Annotated in this window: 12 protein-coding genes, 2 rRNA genes and 1 pseudogene; 2 read left to right on the top strand and 13 right to left on the bottom strand. The window is 46.4% G+C overall.

Translation table 11 applies throughout. The features are described 5' to 3' along the window. Positions 1-8: 8 nt before the first annotated feature. The gene (pstB, locus tag ACZ5EJ_RS00665; RefSeq protein WP_074455769.1) at positions 9-806 is read left to right on the top strand and encodes a phosphate ABC transporter ATP-binding protein PstB; all 798 of its coding nucleotides are present in this window, start codon (positions 9-11) and stop codon (positions 804-806) included. 118 nt (positions 807-924) lie between these two features. Here pstB and hemB read toward each other — a convergent pair whose 3' ends face one another. The 8 genes from hemB to dapC all read right to left on the bottom strand — a co-directional run bounded on the left by hemB (position 925) and on the right by dapC (position 7,791). Then, a complete protein-coding gene (hemB, locus tag ACZ5EJ_RS00660; RefSeq protein ID WP_011633363.1) occupies positions 925-1,932 on the bottom strand; it encodes a porphobilinogen synthase in 1,008 nt (335 codons plus the stop codon). A gap of 143 nt (positions 1,933-2,075) precedes the next feature. Then, positions 2,076-2,747 (bottom strand): ribosome biogenesis GTP-binding protein YihA/YsxC, encoded by a 672-nt coding sequence (gene yihA / locus ACZ5EJ_RS00655; RefSeq protein WP_011633362.1) that lies wholly within the window; start codon positions 2,745-2,747, stop codon positions 2,076-2,078. Positions 2,748-2,765: 18 nt separating this feature from the next. Beyond that, positions 2,766-3,539, bottom strand: coding sequence for a type III pantothenate kinase (locus tag ACZ5EJ_RS00650; RefSeq protein WP_011633361.1), 774 nt, complete (start codon positions 3,537-3,539; stop codon positions 2,766-2,768). A gap of 27 nt (positions 3,540-3,566) precedes the next feature. Continuing rightward, positions 3,567-4,556 (bottom strand): biotin--[acetyl-CoA-carboxylase] ligase, encoded by a 990-nt coding sequence (locus ACZ5EJ_RS00645; protein WP_011633360.1) that lies wholly within the window; start codon positions 4,554-4,556, stop codon positions 3,567-3,569. A gap of 186 nt (positions 4,557-4,742) precedes the next feature. Further along, entirely contained in the window at positions 4,743-5,090 is a 348-nt protein-coding gene (gene smbP / locus ACZ5EJ_RS00640) for a small metal-binding protein SmbP (RefSeq protein WP_011633359.1), read from the bottom strand. An 86-nt stretch (positions 5,091-5,176) separates the two neighbouring features. Then, positions 5,177-5,548 (bottom strand): small metal-binding protein SmbP, encoded by a 372-nt coding sequence (smbP, locus tag ACZ5EJ_RS00635; RefSeq protein ID WP_011633358.1) that lies wholly within the window; start codon positions 5,546-5,548, stop codon positions 5,177-5,179. Positions 5,549-5,736: 188 nt separating this feature from the next. After that, the gene (gene dapD, locus ACZ5EJ_RS00630) at positions 5,737-6,558 is read right to left on the bottom strand and encodes a 2,3,4,5-tetrahydropyridine-2,6-dicarboxylate N-succinyltransferase (protein ID WP_011633357.1); all 822 of its coding nucleotides are present in this window, start codon (positions 6,556-6,558) and stop codon (positions 5,737-5,739) included. 27 nt (positions 6,559-6,585) lie between these two features. Continuing rightward, positions 6,586-7,791, bottom strand: a complete 1,206-nt coding sequence (gene dapC / locus ACZ5EJ_RS00625) for a succinyldiaminopimelate transaminase (protein WP_464557260.1) — start codon at positions 7,789-7,791, stop codon at positions 6,586-6,588. A 94-nt stretch (positions 7,792-7,885) separates the two neighbouring features. On the opposite strand from dapC, the gene ACZ5EJ_RS00620 reads away from it, so the two are divergent. Continuing rightward, a complete protein-coding gene (locus tag ACZ5EJ_RS00620; RefSeq protein WP_011633355.1) occupies positions 7,886-8,782 on the top strand; it encodes a DMT family transporter in 897 nt (298 codons plus the stop codon). A 6-nt stretch (positions 8,783-8,788) separates the two neighbouring features. On the opposite strand, the gene tviB is transcribed toward ACZ5EJ_RS00620, so the two are convergent. The 5 genes and pseudogenes from tviB to ACZ5EJ_RS00595 all read right to left on the bottom strand — a co-directional run bounded on the left by tviB (position 8,789) and on the right by ACZ5EJ_RS00595 (position 16,188). After that, positions 8,789-10,063, bottom strand: coding sequence for a Vi polysaccharide biosynthesis UDP-N-acetylglucosamine C-6 dehydrogenase TviB (gene tviB / locus ACZ5EJ_RS00615; protein ID WP_011633354.1), 1,275 nt, complete (start codon positions 10,061-10,063; stop codon positions 8,789-8,791). Between the two features lie 8 nt (positions 10,064-10,071). Continuing rightward, positions 10,072-11,079 carry an NAD-dependent epimerase gene (locus ACZ5EJ_RS00610; protein WP_011633353.1) on the bottom strand — a complete coding sequence of 336 codons (1,008 nt, stop codon included), beginning with the start codon at positions 11,077-11,079 and terminating at the stop codon, positions 10,072-10,074. 188 nt (positions 11,080-11,267) lie between these two features. Continuing rightward, positions 11,268-11,995: pseudogene (locus ACZ5EJ_RS00605) on the bottom strand (IS5 family transposase). Between the two features lie 1,130 nt (positions 11,996-13,125). Then, a 5S ribosomal RNA gene (rrf, locus tag ACZ5EJ_RS00600) occupies positions 13,126-13,238 on the bottom strand. 66 nt (positions 13,239-13,304) lie between these two features. Continuing rightward, positions 13,305-16,188, bottom strand: a 23S ribosomal RNA gene (locus tag ACZ5EJ_RS00595). Between the last annotated feature and the right edge of the window lie 36 nt (positions 16,189-16,224).

The following is a 16,224-nucleotide window of genomic DNA, read 5'->3' as shown; positions in this document are numbered from 1 at the left end:
TCAAAGTTATGCAAATATTTAAACCCGCCAACGCTGCTTCTCCAACTACTCAAAAGGCAGCGGTTAATAAATTGAACTTCTATTACGGAGGTTATCAGGCACTTAAAAATATTAATATGGTGGTCCATGAAAAGCAGGTAACCGCCTTGATCGGACCATCAGGCTGTGGCAAATCAACTTTTCTGCGGTGCTTTAACCGCATGCATGATCTTTATCCGCACAACCATTACGAAGGTGAGATTCTCCTGTATCCGGACAATGAAAATATTCTCTCGCCCGAGGTTGATCCAATCGAAGTCAGAATGCGGATCAGTATGGTATTTCAAAAACCCAACCCCTTCCCCAAATCAATTTTTGAAAATGTGGCCTACGGTCTTAGGATAAGAGGCGTCAAGCGTCGCTCAATTCTGGAAGAAAGAGTAGAAAATGCGCTACGTAATGCCGCCTTATGGGGAGAAGTCAAAGATCGGCTGGGAGATCTCGCATTTAACCTTTCAGGAGGTCAGCAACAACGATTGTGCATCGCCCGTGCACTGGCAACCGATCCAGAAATTCTGTTATTCGATGAACCCACTTCTGCACTGGATCCAATCGCAACTGCCAGCATCGAAGAATTGATTTCAGATATCAAAAATAAAGTGACGATTCTGATTGTGACCCACAACATGCAGCAGGCAGCCAGAGTTTCAGACTATACTGCCTACATGTATATGGGGGAATTAATTGAGTTTGGTGCTACTGACAATATTTTCATCAAGCCAAAAAACAAACAGACGGAAGATTACATAACCGGTCGGTTCGGTTAGGAAAATTCCTGTTTTTTATGTTCGTGACATTTCTTTGAAGTTTTATCGGCTTTCTGGAGCAATTCACAAAGGCTGAATCAGCTGATACGGATGCTACCGCAACCTCGACAATCCGGCTTCAAGTATTCTCCTGTAACCAGCTGGCAACTACCGGAGCAAAATAAGTCAAGATCGCATCGGCACCTGCACGTTTGCACGCCAGCAATGCCTCGGTAACACAGGCTCTTTCATCCAGCCATCCGTTCATCCCCGCTGCTTTCAGCATGGCATATTCACCACTCACCTGATAAACAAAAGTGGGTACACCCAGTTTGTCCTTCACTCTGCGTACGATATCGAGATAAGGCATACCGGGTTTGACCATGATCATATCCGCGCCTTCCTGGATATCCAACTCTGCTTCCCATAATGCTTCATCCGAATTGGCCGGATCCATCTGGTAGGTATATTTATTACCCGTCCCCAGCATAGCAGCTGAACCAACTGCATCCCGGAAGGGGCCGTAAAAACTGGAGGCATATTTGGCCGAGTAAGCCAGTATCCGCGTATGAATGAGACGGTCACGATCCAGTATCGACCGGATCGCAGCGATCCGGCCATCCATCATGTCAGAAGGGGCTACGACATCCGCCCCGGCTTCGGCGTGCATTAACGCCTGCCGCTCCAGCACACTGACAGTTTCATCATTTAACACATAACCATTTGCATCAATCAGACCATCCTGACCATGACTAGTATACGGATCAAGTGCCACATCGGTAATTACACCCAATTCCGGAAAACGTTTTTTCAACTCCTTTACGGTGCGGGGCACCAGGCCCTCAGGATTATAAGCCTCATCAGCGGTCAAGCTTTTCAGGGAAGCATCAATAACCGGAAAAATTGCCAGTGCAGGGATTCCCAAACGCAGACATTTCTCCGCCTGAAACAAAAGCAGATCAACACTCTGTCGGACAATACCGGGCATTGATGCTACTTGCTCTTCACGCTTACTGCCATCTAGTACAAATACCGGGTAGATCAGATCATCCACCTGCAAGTGATTTTCCCGAACCAGGCGACGGGAAAAATCATCTCGGCGGTTACGGCGCATTCTTTTTTGTGGAAACTGGCTGAAAAATGTCATGTTTATATCTGGAAATAAAAAAATTAATGCATCACGGAACTAACTCCAATTAGTTCTCTCTTATGAATAGGTGGTTGTTAATAACTGCCTCTCGCCTTCCCTCCCTGAGGCGAGGCCTTACAAGCAAGGCGATTCTCCCCGGCTTAATCCCCTTTAGCCGGGGTTTTTTTTTGATTGCTGATTTCACTGTCATTCAGCTGCTGTACCCTAGCCCCTCCTTCATCAAACCAGTCTTGCAACAACCGGGAAGCCTCTTCTGCTCCCTCGGAGGTTAAACTGGAGAAAATTTGTACTGTGCAGCCAGAGTAACTAGTAGACAAGAACTGCCTGATCTCATCTAATACCGCGAGCGCCTTACTTCGGCTTAGCTTGTCAGCTTTGGTCAGCAGAACATGCACCAATTTCCCCGTTTGCGCAAACCATTCCAGCATCTGCAAATCCAGCTTGGTTAGCGGATGGCGTATATCCATGATCAATATCATACCGTACAACGCTTGACGCGTTTGCAGGTAGGTGCTCAGTAAATGTACCCAGTGCTGACGAATGGCTAGAGGCACTTGCGCATAACCGTATCCCGGAAGATCGACCATGAAACGCTCCTCTCCAAGCTGGAAAAAATTAATATGTTGCGTCCGGCCAGGTGTTTTGCTGGTAAAAGCAAACCGCCCTCTTCCCACCAATGTATTAATCGCGCTTGATTTTCCTGCATTTGAACGCCCGGCAAAAGCAATTTCAACACCAGTTGCTTGCGGCAAATCCTTGATGTGGTTGACTGTCGTGTAGAATTCAGCATGCCTGAAAAGCGGGTGTACCATAGTGCGTTGTCCTGATGTTTATTTTTTGTTGTAATCGAAGTTACCCGATTTCGCAATAATAGCCAGCCCCTCCAGCACCAAGCTATCGACAATCCGGTGAGGAATGTGAATATGCTGAGCCAGCAACGCAGCACCGCCACCCGTCATGATAACTTCCGTCAAGGTTTGTTTTTCCGAATAGCTGGAAAGCAGGCGATACATTCGCTCCAGCGCACCACTTAATGCCTGAATCATGCCGCTGTACAACGCGTTTTCAGTATTAACTGGAAAATTCTGGAAACAGCTGGAAACAGGTGCTGCTAATGTTCCGGCACAACCTGCTAGTGCTTGTTTCATCGCATCCGGCCCGGGTACGATAATGCCCCCTAGAAATTCACCCGTGGAGGACAGTGTATCGACTGTCATGGCAGTACCCACATCCACGACCAGGCACGCTCGCTGTACCCTATACCAAGCGGCAATCAATGCTGCCCAGCGGTCACAGCCCAACTGCTCTGGTTTGGTATAGCGACTGGTTACACCACATTGACTGGCACTTGCCGTAATCCAGTGCGGCTGGACATACCATGGTTTTAACAACGCTGTTAAATCGTCTGCAGCTTGTAATCCGGCCACATTGGAAATCAGCACCGATGCAGGTGGTGCTGGCAGCAGCGCCCAGGCTTGTTTCAGCACCATGCGTTCACTTTGCAGTGCACTGCCACGCACCAGCCACTGATCACCCGTGTGCAACCCCCATTTGATAGCAGTATTACCGGAATCAATCGCCAGCAGAAAAGAGGATACGTTCATTCAATTAGGGAATCTCTGATATCCGTATCAGATCAGCCCGCGCAGAGAAACCTCTCCACTTCTCAATTGCACGATACCTGTCGGGGTATTGATCTGTAAGGCACCATCGGGCACAATACCGATTGCGATTCCATTTTTGACAGCACCATCCGGAAAACTAATCTGCACAGCTTTATCCTGATAAGCATGATGACGCTCCCATTCCTCCACAAAAGGCTCGAAACCATGCTGTTCAAATGTATCAAGCATCTTGGCCAGTTCTTTCAACAAAATAGCCAACAACCGATTTCTGTCCGGCATTTGTCCTGCAACACTGGCAACATCGGTTACCTTTTGATCAATCTGAGATTTTGTAACGTTAGAAAGTCTAAGATTCAGCCCGATACCAATAATCACGGTACCTGGACTCAACATATCCCCATGCAGCTCAATCAGCACTCCTGCTAACTTGTTGTAGCCAGATAACACATCATTCGGCCATTTCAGTGCGATGTTACGAATTCCAAATAATGTCAGTGCACGAACAATTGCCACACCCACTGCCAAACTCAACCCGGAAAGAGTATTTACTGCACATTGCGATGGCCATAAAACAGAGAAAACCAGGCTGTCTCCCAGTCCCGATACCCATGTACGTCCGCGTCGCCCGCGCCCTTGCGTCTGTAACTCCGTAACCAGAACTTGCTTTAATCTGCCAGCAGAAGCGCCCTGATCAATCACGCGCTGCAGCAGCAGTGAATTAGTAGATTCAACAGCCTCTACGATTTCTATTTGTATGGAATCCGCATATTCAGCAAGATAGTGGCGTATTTGTTTACTGTCCAGCCATTGCGTTGGATTCAACCAGCGATACCCTCGACCACGAATCCTGTGTATTACCAACCCGTAGCAATCCAGATCATTCAACGCATTGGATATGCTGGCGCGGGAAACATTCAGTGCCTGGCCCAGTGCTGTGCCGGAATGATAGTTTCCATCACTCAGCATTCTCAGGATAGTAAATGCAAACGGATTCATATTAAATTTCCTGCCAATATCTCGCGAGCACTTCTGATTTATTCACTTCGAGCAATCTTATTGTTGTGGTTTTCCCGATCAGATATACCATAATGAAAAAAGCGGAGTAATCCGCTTTTTTCATTACTTGACATGCCTCTGGCAAAATTTATCAGCGGCACACCCCTCCTTGTAAATAAATCTAACTTAACGTTCTGAAGCACGCAAATGTTCGATAGCCTTTCGCACGCTCTTGGTAGCAACATCAACATGGCCTTCCTCTGCATGTTTGATCGCATCTTCTAGATATTTAATTCCATGAAGAACATGTGCATTGGCCTCACCACTCTCACCAGCAGCCTTGGCGTGGGCCAAACTTTCTTTTGCATGCTCAAGCAATTCATCGGTATGACCTTCTTTACCATATACCACGGCCTCATCCGCATGCATCAACGCTTCATCCAAATGAACGGTATGCGAATCTGCATATACCTGTATGCTCAAGAACAATGCAGCAGCAAAGACTGTGATCATACTTATCGGAGTTCTTTTCATAACAGCTTCTCCTCTTATGTAAACTGATTACTCCCTCTAAAATACATCAGAGGAAGCAATCAGTTTTTCAATTTTCTGATACGATTTTAATGTCCAGAATGTTCATGTTCAGAAAGTTCGGAAGCACGCAGGTGATCGACCGCTTCCTGAGCATGTTTGGTGGCAACATCAACATGCCCCTCTTCAGCGTGCTTGATAGCGTCTTCCATATGTTTAATACCGTGGTCGGTATGTGTATTGCCTTCACCGGCCGCTCTGGCAGCTTTGGCATGCATCAGGCTTTCCTTTGCATGCTCAAGCAATTCGTTAACATGACCTTCTTTACCATGTACTACAGCCTCTTCCGCATGCTTCAACGCTTCATCCAAATGAGCAGTATGCGAATCTGCATACACCTGCATGTTCAAGAACAATGCGGCAGCAAAGATTGTGATCATACTTATCAGAGTTCTTTTCATAATAGCTTCTCCTCTTGTATTGGTTGGTCAAGATGTATGAATCTTTTGTAACAATAATACGACGAATAAGCAGGGAATAAAGCCAACTGATGTTACAGACAAACCCCGCCACATTTTGTGCAGAACTCACACGATTATTTTTATACCACAGATCATTATTAACAGATAGCATTCACCGATCTGAATAATCAGATACCGCGCAATAATTCATTAATCCCGGTTTTGGAGCGAGTCTTTGCATCGACCTGTTTCACAATCACCGCACAATACAGACTGTAGCGGCCATTATCAGCCGGTAGGCTCCCGGAAACCACCACTGATCCTGAAGGAATCCGGCCATAGGTAACCTCTCCGGTTTCACGATTGTAAATCCTGGTGCTTTGGCCAATGTATACACCCATTGAGATGACTGAATTTTCACCAACAATGACACCTTCAACAATTTCAGAACGTGCGCCAATAAAGCAGTTATCCTCAATAATGGTGGGGCTGGCCTGCACTGGCTCCAGTACACCACCAATACCAACGCCACCGGACAGATGAACATTTTTGCCAACTTGCGCACAGGAACCTACAGTTGCCCAGGTATCCACCATGGTGCCTTCGTCAACATACGCGCCAATATTCACATAGGACGGCATCAGCACCACGTTATTCGCGATGAAAGCTCCTTTACGAACAGCAGCTGGTGGAACCACACGAAATCCGCCATCACGAAAATCACGTGAGCTGTAATCAGCAAATTTGGATGGAATCTTGTCAAAATAATTAGAGAATCCACCCTTGATAAAATAATTATCTTCCATGCGGAAAGACAACAAAACAGCCTTTTTAACCCACTGACGGGTTACCCATTCGTCGTTAATTTTCTCGGCAACTCGCAACTTGCCGGTATCCAGCATATTGATAACCTGGGCGACCGATTCCTTGAGATTGGCCTCAACATTACGAGGGGTAATTTCAGCACGCCTTTCAAAAGCATCTTCGATGACAGCTTGTAATTGCTCCATGTGACTCCTAACTAAAAAATAATCAGATCAGAACTTTCTAGCGATATCCTTGATTCGCTCCATTGCCTCCATGCACTCTGCCACCGGCGCAACCAGCGCAATCCGCACAAAATGCTCACCAGGGTTAAGGCCGTGTGCCTCTCGTGCCAGATAACTGCCAGGCAGTACAGTAACACTTCCTTCCCGATATAAACGCCCGGAAAATTCGATACCACTGACAGGCACCTTTAACCATAAATAAAACCCGGCATCCGGCATGCTAACAGGCAAGGTATCGCTCAGTATACGCATGGCACCGGCAAATTTTTCACGATACAGTCGCCGGTTTTCAACCACGTGCTGCTCATCACCCCATGCAACAGTGCTAGCTGCCTGCACAGCCGGATTCATGGCACTGCCATGATACGTCCGGTAAAGCAAAAACTTTTTGAGAATGGCAGCATCCCCTGCCACAAAACCAGAACGCATGCCCGGCACATTGGAGCGCTTGGAAAGACTGCTGAACACAACCAGCCGGGGAAAACCATTGCGGCCTAACTTCTCTGCCGCCTCCAACGCCCCCAGAGGAGGGTGATCCTCATTGAAATAGATTTCTGAATAGCATTCATCCGCTGCAATTACAAATCCATAACGATCAGACAAATTAAACAGAAGTTGCCATTCATCTAGTGTTAGCACCTTACCAGTCGGATTATTGGGTGAACAGATATAAGTCAGCTGAGTACGTTTCCACACCGAATCAGGCAACTGAGCGGCATCCACTGAAAAACCATTTTCTGGAAGCTGATTCAAAAAATAGGGTTCGGCACCAGCCAGCAATGCAGCACCTTCGTAGATTTGATAAAAAGGATTTTGGCAAACCACTACAGGTTGCATAACCTCGCGCGCATCGGTATCAATAACCGCCTGGGCAAATGAAAATAATGCTTCCCGACTGCCATTGACCGGGATAACTTCGGTATCTGGATTGATAGCAGCCAAGCGATAGCGCTGTGTTAGCCAGCTCGCAATGCTGATCCGCAGCTGGCTGGTTCCAAGTACTGTGGGATAATGTGCCAGCCCTTCAAGATTATTCACTAACTCTTGTCTGATAAACTCGGGCGTATCGTGTCTTGGTTCTCCAATATGCAAACCAATGGGGGTCAGAGAGGCATCACTCAGCACGAGATTCTCAAATAGTCTGGTAAGTTTTTGAAACGGGTATAACTGAAGGCTTTCCAGTAAAGGGTTCATACTTTTCAGGATTATCCACAAATGTGGTGCTTGTGGAGCAGGTTAGGGAGGCAGTAAAAATGTTAAGCACCAATTATAAAGGGCACTGGCAACGTTGACCAAACAAAAAAAATTATTGCCGATAGCCAGTCTATTACTGGGTGCTGCCGCTTGGGGAGTAGCCTGGTATCCTTACCGTCTACTGGAACAGGCCGGTATGCGGGGCGAATTATCCACTGCGCTGACTTACTCCATTGCGTTGTTGATCAGCCTGGCTTTATTCAGGAAACAAATCCGGATCTCTGAAGTACTTAATACGACAGCCTGGATTCTGCTCTGGATCAATCTGGGCGCAGGCTGGACTAGTATCGCCTATGTGCTCGGGATTATTCACGGCGAAGTTATGCGGGTTCTGCTCCTGTTCTATCTGGCACCGCTGTGGACTATTTTATTTTCCCGCATTCTGCTGCAAGAACGGCTAAGCAGACAAGGTTATCTGATCATTCTGTTATCTCTGACGGGTGCTTTACTTCTGCTCTGGCAGCCGGAAGGCGGGTTGCCCCTGCCAACTTCCTACGGTGACTGGATGGGGCTATCGGGTGGATTTGCTTTTGCACTGACCAATGTCCTGATTCGCAAAGATCAGCAGCACAACATCCACTTAAAGCTGATGGCGGTACTCTCTGGCGCTGCCCTGACCGGGTTTGTCGCCACCCTGCTCATGGGAAATACTTCTGATATCACCCATCTGCCTGCCAACGTATGGCTGATATTGCTCGGTGCAGGCGGGCTAGTTTTTTCCCTCAGTATATTGCTGCAGTATGGAATGACCCATGTACCGGCCAATCAGGCTATTGTAATTATGCTGTTTGAGCTGGTGGTCGCAGCTGTAGCCGCCTGTTTTCTGACCGACGAACATCTGACAAGTAGAGACTGGGCGGGAGGACTCGTGATTGCATCTGCCAGCCTGTTTTCTGCCCGGATCAATCAGAACCAGGATCTGCGAAAGTAATCTTATTTACAGCCTCAGATCTGATTCCTGTGGATTAAGCACATACTTCAAATCATATAGAACAGCATTGGGTTTCCCCAGTGCACGGATAGAGGAAGCCCCCATATCCTTGAACTGCCGATGTGCCACAGCCAGGATAATAGCATCATAATTACCGGATTCGGGTGCTTCAATCAGCTTGATACTGTATTCGTGTTGTGCCTCTTCAGAAGACAACCATGGATCGTATACATCCACTACGCAGTTGTAATCCTTGAGTTCGGTCACGATATCCACCACTCGGGTATTACGCAGATCCGGACAGTTTTCCTTGAAGGTAAGTCCCATGACCAATACCTTGGCGCCATCTACCTGAAGACGTTTTTTGGTCATGGCTTTAACCAGCTGAGCAACAACATAGGCTCCCATGCTGTCATTTAGTCGCCGTCCAGCAAGAATAATTTCCGGATGATAGCCAATTGCCTGCGCTTTATGTGTCAGGTAATACGGATCCACCCCAATACAATGTCCACCCACCAGACCGGGACGAAACGGCAGAAAATTCCACTTACTGCCCGCTGCTTTGAGTACGGCTTCAGTATCAATATTCATTTTGTTGAAAATCAACGCCAGCTCGTTGATAAGAGCAATATTCAGATCACGCTGGGTGTTTTCGATCACCTTGGCAGCTTCAGCCACCTTGATACTTTCCGCTTTGTGTGTGCCTACAGTAATAATTTCGTTGTATAAGCTATCTACCAGATCAGCGATTTCCGGAGTGGAGCCCGAGGTAACCTTTTTGATAGTCGTGACACGATGTTCCTTGTCACCTGGGTTGATGCGCTCTGGACTGTAGCCACAGTAGAAATCCCGGTTAAATTTCAGGCCAGAAACACGCTCCAGCACAGGCACACAATCTTCTTCGGTACAACCAGGGTAGACAGTAGATTCATAAATAACAATATCTCCTTTTCTCAATACCTTACCGACAGTCTCGCTGGCTTTGATAAGTGGCATAAGATCAGGGCGCTTGTGATCATCAATTGGTGTGGGAACGGTAATAATGTAGCAATTACAGGTGCGTAAATCGTCTATATTGGTGGTAAAAGTCAAATGCTTTGCCGCTGCAAGTTCTTCCTGCGTGACTTCCAGCGTAAAGTCATTGCCATTTTTAAGCTCATCAATACGCTGCTGGTTAATATCGAACCCGGTCACAGGACGCTTGCGGCCAAACTCAGCAGCCAGTGGAAGGCCGACATATCCAAGCCCGATAATGGCAAGTTTGATATCCTGGAGTTGCATGTTGTCTCCTACAAATTGAAGTAATTGCGATACCACGTCACAAAGCTGGCTATTCCCTGTTCGACCGACGTGGCGGGCCTGTAATCGAATTGTTCGACGAGATCAGAAACATCGGCATAAGTATCCGGTACGTCACCTGGCTGCAGGGGTAGCATTTCCATTGCGGCCTTTTTACCAAGCGCTTTTTCCAGTGCAGCAATATAGTCCATCAGCTCTACCGGGCTGTTATTGCCAATGTTGTAAACACGCCAGGGTGCCATACTGGTGCCTGCATCCGGATTTTCCCCGCTCCAGGCCGGGTCAGGCCGAGTGGGTTGATCCAGCACACGGATTACGCCCTCCACAATGTCATCTACATAAGTAAAATCTCGGCGATGTTTTCCATAGTTAAATACCGGAATCTTTTCTCCGGCAAGAATAGCCTTAGTGAATTTAAACAGCGCCATATCCGGCCGCCCCCAAGGACCATATACAGTAAAAAAACGTAGGCCAGCAGTCGACAAGTTATATAAATGGCTGTAAGTATGCGCCATTAGCTCATTAGATTTTTTGCTGGCTGCATAAAGGCTGAGCGGGTGATCAACGTTGTGATGCACCGAAAACGGCATCTGCGTATTGGCACCGTACACGCTAGAGCTGCTGGCATACACCAGATGTTCGACACCGTTATGACGACAACCTTCAAGAATATGGGCAAAACCAACGATATTGCTGTCAATATAAGCCAATGGATTCTCAATGGAATAGCGCACCCCGGCCTGAGCAGCCAGATTCACCACCCGTTGTGGTTTATGCATTTCAAAACAGGAATTGATCCCTTCGCGATCTGCCAAGTCAAGACGCAAATGGGTGTAAGCAGGATGATCCGCAAACCGGGCAAGACGATCCTCCTTAATCTGTGGATCATAATAATCATTGTGATTATCGATACCAATGACGGTGTCACCACGTTCAAGCAGCCGCAGCGTCAATGCAGATCCAATAAAACCGGCTGAACCAGTAATAAGTATCTTCAATTAATTGCTCCCGAATAGATCACGTGTATAAATCTTGAAGTGGCAACTTGCCTGACACAAGGGATCCGCAAGTTGAAAAACTCAGCAATTCCTTTAGCCCTGATGCACTTCATGACTCGTTGAATAAATTATCCGATCCTGTCTTCATAATCAGCTGATAGACGCCTACGATCTTAGTTGTTTAAGTCCTACGATATGTTGATATTGAGTAATCGCTCACAGTTTTTCCACAGCCGCCGATTCTTTTCTAGCCACGCGAAACCACATCCCATAATCCAGCGCTTGGATATGACCTTAAAGGTATGGCCGCTCGCTATGTTTGGCGATTTGTGCCGACACAAACTTTTCCAGGACTTCGCACTTTCCTTGAGCGAAAGGTTTGTCCATATAATCGCTGTCGTACAGCAAACTTTGTCCCTGCTGCAGCCTCGACGCAGCCGCCAGCAAAGCTCCCTTACGGCCTCTTCAGCTATAGTGACTGCGATTGCATCGGATAATCCTTAGTATCTACTGCAATGTGGCGTTTGATTCCCGAAACTTCGTTGCCCGCATCATAACCCTTGAACCGTGCTGTGTCAGTGTTTTTGGCACTTTGTACGCCCACAACCAAGAACGTGTTGCTGGCATTGGACCCAGCTTCTCTCGGACCACACTAACCTGATTTTTAAAGCCTGCTCTAGCAGAACCGCCACCTTCGCGTTTCACTCCAGATGGAAAAGTACGAGTGTACTTGCGCTATTTGGGAAACTTTTCGAGCAGCATGCGTCATTGGCAGCCACTCCTGAATAAATACAGAGAGCACACCACACAGAATATTTCGGACAGGTCTATGCGTCTGGGATGGGTCTTCCAGCGCACTCTCCAGCAACGGCTTGATCGCCTCGATCTCGGTACTGTCGATAAATAGCGGTGGAATTCCTGCCTGATGGCACTCTACTACCCTCACTAAAAATTTATGAGAAAAACAGGTTATCTGTAACCCAATACCTTACTAATTTTGGCAAGATAACCAGCTGGGTGGCGTATTTGATCGCCATCACTGCTCACGGATTGATGATTATGACATCACGAATGATTACTGATTATCCCGAAAAATCTATAAATTCTGAAAATATTTGTACGTAACACATTGATTTTATTGTGATCAGTAGATTTTCAAAAACAGGATTTTTCGAGGTAACCTATCTTAATAAAACTCGCATTGAAGTGATTGATGTTTGTAGGCGTATAGATAGTGACGCTGACAAACCTTCAGCATGTTGCCAGCAACACTAAATTAGATAACCCAACATAATCAACGCCTGCAACCACTATTTGCATAATTTCAAATACTGTCTGGCCACCATATCGCCCTTATATTCGCGTTTTTAATATGCAACACATAGCTCAGATATTGCGGCCAAAACTTCTATTATGAATGCAGAACAAATTTTAAGATAACACCACAACCTAGATTATCACTACTGTTCATTTGTTTAAATAGAAGATTAAACTAGAAAATAAAGCTTCTCCATAGTTTACAAAGTTTTACAAATAAAAAAGAATCCACCAGACAGGCAGTTAAGGAAAATGATGTAATCATCATACGGGATAATGAGCATAGAGAATAAGTCACTTGATCTGTACATCAAGATCACACCCAAACATCTTGGCCAACTTATTCCTGTTTTCAATAGAAACAGAAATCACATAAGAACATTGATAATTAGAATTACATCCATGTAACCCTAGGTAATTCAAATTCAATCCATGAAATTAAAACGATACTATGAAGATAGCTAGGTGAGAAGAGAGAAAAATCATTCATTACAGCCATGTAAAAATATAGCTGCAACAAATGAAATAAATAGGCATGAGAATACTACGAGGATGTTTGTTAATTCATTAAACAAAAATATTTAAATATTATCCATGCAAGATCTACAGGTTTATTTTTATAAAATATGTAAAAAATATTACAAGCTAAAATTAAAAATAATTTTAGCCTCAACAAAACAATAGAGTATTTTAAAAAAATAATCTTTCAAAATACTCTATAAATAGGAAGCTTGGCGGTGACCTACTTTCACATGTGAAAACATACTATCATCGGCGCTGCTTCGTTTCACTTCTCTGTTCGGGATGGGAAAAGGTGGGTCCAAAGCGCTATGGCCGCCAAGCATAAACGGTAGAATTGGGTAATAACAGCAACTATATATAAAATATAACTCAATTTTCAAGATTATAGGATCAAGCCTCACGGTCAATTAGTATCGATTAGCTCAACGCATTACTGCGCTTCCACATTCGACCTATCAACGTTGTAGTCTCCAACGAACCTTCAGGGGAGTTATACTCCCGGGAAATCTAATCTTATGGCAAGTTTCCCGCTTAGATGCTTTCAGCGGTTATCTCTCCCGCACTTAGCTACCCGGCGATACGACTGGCGTCATAACCGGTACACCAGAGGTGCGTCCACTCCGGTCCTCTCGTACTAGGAGCAGCCCCACTCAAATTTCCAACGCCCACGGCAGATAGGGACCAAACTGTCTCACGACGTTTTAAACCCAGCTCACGTACCACTTTAAATGGCGAACAGCCATACCCTTGGGACCGACTACAGCCCCAGGATGTGATGAGCCGACATCGAGGTGCCAAACTCCCCCGTCGATATGAACTCTTGGGAGGAATCAGCCTGTTATCCCCGGCGTACCTTTTATCCGTTGAGCGATGGCCCTTCCATACAGAACCACCGGATCACTATGACCTGCTTTCGCATCTGCTCGACTTGTCAGTCTCGCAGTTAAGCACGCTTATGCCATTGCACTATCAGCACGATTTCCGACCGTACCTAGCGTACCTTCGCACTCCTCCGTTACTCTTTGGGAGGAGACCGCCCCAGTCAAACTGCCTACCATACACGGTCCTCGATCCAGATTATGGACCTGAGTTAGAATTCCGACCATTCCAGGGTGGTATTTCAAGGTTGGCTCCATATACTCTAGCGAGCATATATCACAGCCTCCCACCTATCCTACACAAGAATAATCAAAATCCAATGTAAAGCTACAGTAAAGGTGCACGGGGTCTTTCCGTCTAGCCGCGGGTAGATTGCATCTTCACAACCATTTCAACTTCGCTGAGTCTCAGGAGGAGACAGTGTGGCCATCGTTACGCCATTCGTGCAGGTCGGAACTTACCCGACAAGGAATTTCGCTACCTTAGGACCGTTATAGTTACGGCCGCCGTTTACCGGGGCTTCGATCAAGAGCTTGCACCCCATCACTTAACCTTCCGGCACCGGGCAGGCGTCACACTCTATACGTCCACTTTCGTGTTTGCAGAGTGCTGTGTTTTTATTAAACAGTCGCAGCCACCATTTTATTGCAACCTTTTTCTGCTCCATACGCGAAGTACTTTACATACTAAAGGCACACCTTCTCCCGAAGTTACGGTGTCAATTTGCCGAGTTCCTTCTCCTGAGTTCTCTCAAGCGCCTTAGAATTCTCATCCTTCCCACCTGTGTCGGTTTACGGTACGGTCTTTATTTAACTGAAGCTTAGCGGCTTTTCCTGGAAGCATGGCATTACTTACTTGGCTTCCCTAAGGAAGTTTCGTTATCACATCTCAACTTAGCCATCCGGATTTTCCTAGATAGCATGTCTACCTGCTTCAACCGGGACATCCAACACCCGGCTAAGCTAGCCTTCTTCGTCCCCGCATCGCATTAAATAAAGGTACTGGAATATTAACCAGTTTCCCATCAGCTACGCATCTCTGCCTCACCTTAGGAGCCGACTAACCCTGCGCCGATGAACGTTGCACAGGAAACCTTGGGTTTTCGGCGAGGAAGCTTTTCACTTCCTTTATCGCTACTCATGTCAGCATTCGCACTTCCGATACCTCCAGCAATCTTCACAAATCACCTTCACAGGCCTACGGAACGCTCTCCTACCACTTGCAACTAATTGCAAGTCCTTAGCTTCGGTGTACAGTTTAGCCCCGTTACATCTTCCGCGCAGGACGACTCGATCAGTGAGCTATTACGCTTTCTTTAAAGGATGGCTGCTTCTAAGCCAACTTCCTGACTGTCTATGCCTTCCCACTTCGTTTACCACTTAACTGTATCTTTGGGACCTTAGCTGAAGGTCTGGGTTGTTTCCCTCTCGACACCGAACGTTAGCACCCGATGTCTGTCTCCCATACTTACATTTTTTGGTATTCGGAGTTTGCAATGGTTTGGTAAGTCTTGACGACCCCCTAGCCATAACAGTGCTCTACCCCCAAAAATGATATATGAGGCACTACCTAAATAGTTTTCGGAGAGAACCAGCTATTTCCAGATTTGTTTAGCCTTTCACCCCTACCCACAGCTCATCCCCTAATTTTTCAACATTAGTGGGTTCGGACCTCCACGAAGCATTACCCTCGCTTCATCCTGGCCATGGGTAGATCATCTGGTTTCGGGTCTACACCCAGCAACTTATCGCCCTATTAAGACTCGTTTTCACTACGCCTCCCCTATCGGTTAAGCTTGCTACTGAATGTAAGTCGCTGACCCATTATACAAAAGGTACGCGGTCACCCCTTGCGAGGCTCCCACTGTTTGTATGCATGCGGTTTCAGGATCTATTTCACTCCCCTCCCGGGGTTCTTTTCGCCTTTCCCTCACGGTACTGGTTCACTATCGGTCGATTACGAGTATTTAGCCTTAGAGGATGGTCCCCCTATATTCAGACAGGATTTCACGTGCCCCGCCCTACTTTGCGTAATCTTAGTTCCATACTTGAATTTTTATCTACGGGACTATCACCCACTACGGTTTAACTTTCCAGATAATTCGATTAATTCAAATACTAAATATTACCGGCTGCTCCCATTTCGCTCGCCGCTACTCTGGGAATCTCTTTTGATTTCTTTTCCTCTGGCTACTTAGATGTTTCAGTTCACCAGGTTAGCCATCAACCCCCTATATATTCAGGAGTGATTACCCTTACGGGTGGGTTTCCCCATTCGGACATCTCCGGATCAAAGCTTATTGCCAGCTCCCCGGAGCTTTTCGCAGGCTTCCACGTCCTTCATCGCCTGTAATCGCCAAGGCATCCACCACATGCACTTGTTCGCTTGATCCTATAATCTTGAAAACTTACCACCACCATCACAAAA

This window comes from Nitrosomonas sp. TNE100, assembly GCF_055387135.1.
Note: the sequence above shows the minus strand (reverse complement) of the source record. Positions and strands in the feature narration are given on the sequence as shown.

Bases quoted from the DNA above. Each gene is read 5' to 3' on its own strand.
- pstB (WP_074455769.1), top strand. From the start codon at position 9: ATGCAAATATTTAAACCCGCCAACGCTGCTTCTCCAACTACTCAAAAG.
- hemB (WP_011633363.1), bottom strand. From the start codon at position 1,932: ATGACATTTTTCAGCCAGTTTCCACAAAAAAGAATGCGCCGTAACCGC.
- yihA (WP_011633362.1), bottom strand. From the start codon at position 2,747: ATGGTACACCCGCTTTTCAGGCATGCTGAATTCTACACGACAGTCAAC.
- ACZ5EJ_RS00650 (WP_011633361.1), bottom strand. From the start codon at position 3,539: ATGAACGTATCCTCTTTTCTGCTGGCGATTGATTCCGGTAATACTGCT.
- ACZ5EJ_RS00645 (WP_011633360.1), bottom strand. From the start codon at position 4,556: ATGAATCCGTTTGCATTTACTATCCTGAGAATGCTGAGTGATGGAAAC.
- smbP (WP_011633359.1), bottom strand. From the start codon at position 5,090: ATGAAAAGAACTCCGATAAGTATGATCACAGTCTTTGCTGCTGCATTG.
- smbP (WP_011633358.1), bottom strand. From the start codon at position 5,548: ATGAAAAGAACTCTGATAAGTATGATCACAATCTTTGCTGCCGCATTG.
- dapD (WP_011633357.1), bottom strand. From the start codon at position 6,558: ATGGAGCAATTACAAGCTGTCATCGAAGATGCTTTTGAAAGGCGTGCT.
- dapC (WP_464557260.1), bottom strand. From the start codon at position 7,791: ATGAACCCTTTACTGGAAAGCCTTCAGTTATACCCGTTTCAAAAACTT.
- tviB (WP_011633354.1), bottom strand. From the start codon at position 10,063: ATGCAACTCCAGGATATCAAACTTGCCATTATCGGGCTTGGATATGTC.